This is a genomic window from Candidatus Woesearchaeota archaeon, assembly GCA_003694805.1.
Classification (GTDB): Archaea; Nanobdellota; Nanobdellia; order Woesearchaeales; family J110; genus J110.
Window position 1 is genome coordinate 1 of sequence record RFJU01000105.1, and the last position, 2,743, is coordinate 2,743.

The window sequence follows — 2,743 nt, forward strand, 5'->3', positions numbered from 1 at the left end:
ATCCACACCCTCCTCGCCTTGATTGCGAACGCCGTCCGTGCACGACGGGCACGGCTCGCACGGGCCGCCACAATCCACACCCTCCTCTCTTCCGTTTTGGACGTTGTCAGTGCAGGTGGGGGGTTGGCAGGTGTTGTTCGTGCACACGAGGCTTTGGCAGTCTTGTTCAAGGATGCAGGCTTCGCCTGCTGGGCAGGGCTCGCAGGGGCCGCCGCAGTCGAGTCCTGTCTCGTTGCCGTTGTGCTGGCCGTCGTCGCAGGAGGGGCAGGGCTCGCACGGGCCGCCACAATCCACACCCTCCTCGCCTTGATTGCGAACGCCGTCCGTGCACGACGGGCACGGCTCGCACGGGCCGCCACAATCCACACCCTCTTCTCCTTGGTTCCACACCCCGTCCATGCAGGTTCCGTTGTAATTGCACGCTTGGGACTGGTCAGGTTTTCCAACGTCGTTGTTGCACTCGTTCTCGTCATAGCAAACGCGGAATTGGACGTTGCTAGGAAGGCAGGGCCCCCACTCCGTGCACACCCATTGGTTGAGGCATGCGCCTTGCGGTTCTTTGCAGGGGCCACAGTCTTCTTCACAGGAGCATCGTTCTACGTCTTCGCAGATGCCGTCGCCGCAAAGAGGGGTGAGGTTGAGCGTTACTTCGTGGGGGTTTTTTGTGACGAGGATGGTAACGGTTGGCGTGGTCCTGGTTTTGTTGAAGGGGTCTTTTGCCGTGAAGGTGACAAAGAATACGCCTTCTTCTCGGGGGCGGGCGCGAACGATTCCTTCTGGAGTGATGCGTAGGGTGACGTTGACGGTGTAGGGAACAGTGAGGGTGGTGTTCGGAGGCGGGAGGGGCGTTGCTGAAAAGACGAGTGGTTGGCCGTCGGGGTCGGCGAAGTGTTCGCGCAGGTCGAAGAGTTTGACGTCGTTGTTGACGTTGATGACTCTGTCTTGGAGTCCTTGAATGAGCTGGGGTGGTTCGTTCGTGTTGCCAATGTCAAGCGGCCATGTTGCCGTTGCCGTGAGGCCGTCAGAATCTTTTACGAGGAGGGCGACTTCGTGGAGCCCTGGCGTTGCCAGCCGTGAAGGAAGGGTCCAGTTTTTGCTGTCTCCTTGATAGGTTCTGTCAAAGAACCAGCGAAAAAGGTGAATGCTGTTTTCGTCTTGGTCGGCAATGTCTGCGCTGAGCGATATGCTTTCTCCTTCTTCGAGGGTGAGTGGTGGTGGAGGCAGGGGGGTGATGTCTGGGCGGTCGAGGATGAGGAGGAGGGACTTGGCATTCGCGTTGTGACCTCGCGTGTCTGTTGCGGTGATGGCAAGGGTGTATGTTCCGTGCCCGTCGGGAGGTGCGGCCCAGTAGAGGGTGCTGGTGTTCTTCTCGTAACGCGGCGGCGTGGTTGCTTTCGGGGCGGCTTTGGTTGGGGTTATCGTGGCGTTAACGTTTCGGAGCGGCCAGGAAGACGCGACGGGGATGCGAAGGAGGTCTCCTTCGCCTGCACGGATGAGTGGTGGGACGTAGAGTTCAAGGCGGGGTTGCGCTTGAGTGGGCGGCTCATCGCCGGGGGGGTTTTGGGCGAGAACGAGGCTGCTGCTTGCGAAGGGCGCGAGGAGGAGTGCTGTGAGAAGAACGACCAGGAGTGCCGGGGAGGGTGGCGTGGTGTTCGAGGGGTTGTTGGTTTCTTGGCCTGTTCTAGGTGGGGGTGTCTGAATGACGCCTCTTCTGTTTGACTTGCGACGGCACTCGTCCGTTCCCCTTGTGTGCTTCGCGCTTGCCATGCTTGATTGTCTTCGCAACCCCCCTCCTCGCTTCTATGTTTCTTTCACCCCTCCCTTCCTTGTTTTCTTTCGTTCTCCCTCGAGGGGTGTATCACGATTGCTCTTTACAAAGCGAGTTTAAAAAGATTGTTCCTTGCCTGATCACTTCATTTCGTGGTTGGTACGAGGCGGGTAAGAAAAGGGGGCGGTTCAACCGGTTCAGATAAGACGGTTTTAACATACGCGATCAAGAGACGTTTTTTGCATGAGCAAAGATTTGAACGGAGCTTGCCGGGGGGTGTCCCCCGAAGCGTTTCTGAATGAGTGTTGAAGCGGTGTTGTGGTAGGGGTCTGGGCGCTTGAGAAAGCAAAACACTTATAAATCGTTTGGTAGTCCATCGAGGTCATGGCGAAGTTGAGAAAGGCTGTTGCGTATCGGAGGATTGAGCGTCCTTACACGAGGAAGTCGAAGTTTCGAAAGCTCTCGTATGTTCGGGCGACGCCGCATAACTTGATTGTGAAGTATGTGATGGGCGAGCCGCGGGAGGCGTATGATTATAAGGTGTTGGTGCGCTCGAGTGGTTCTGTGCAGGTGAGGCATAATGCGCTTGAGGCTGCGAGGAAGTCGGCGAACAAGTTTCTTGAGACCAAGTGTGGGAAGAAGAATTTTTGTTTGAAAATTCGGGTGTACCCGCATCATATTCTTCGGGAGAATCCTCTTGCGAGTGGTGCCGGTGCTGATCGTATGAGTACAGGTATGAAGAAATCGTTTGGCAAGCCTATCGGCCTTGCTGCTCAGGTTCGTGAGGGGCAGGACTTGTTTGAGATTTTGGTGAAGGAGCCGCATCTCTCGTTTGGGAAAGGCGCGGCGGAGCGTATTAAGCATAAGCTTCCTGTTGGTTGCAAGATTGTTGTTGAGCCGTGTTCTTCGTAGGGCGCGGGGTTTTGTTTTTGTTTCTGTTCTTTTTCGTGTTTTGTTCAGTTGTCTCGTAAGTAC

Annotated in this window: 2 protein-coding genes; one reads left to right on the forward strand and one right to left on the reverse strand. The window is 56.3% G+C overall.

Features of this window, described 5'->3' with window-relative positions:
• Positions 1-1,767 (reverse strand): hypothetical protein (locus D6783_03835; GenBank protein RME52767.1); only part of this gene is annotated, 1,767 nt, incomplete at its 3' end.
• Positions 1,768-2,152: 385 nt separating this feature from the next.
• Here D6783_03835 and D6783_03840 point away from each other — a divergent pair.
• Positions 2,153-2,680 (forward strand): 50S ribosomal protein L16, encoded by a 528-nt coding sequence (locus tag D6783_03840; protein RME52768.1) that lies wholly within the window; start codon positions 2,153-2,155, stop codon positions 2,678-2,680.
• Positions 2,681-2,743 lie beyond the last annotated feature (63 nt).

Excerpts from the sequence above, each read along its gene's own strand:
- D6783_03840 (RME52768.1), top strand. The coding sequence starts at position 2,153 with ATGGCGAAGTTGAGAAAGGCTGTTGCGTATCGGAGGATTGAGCGTCCT.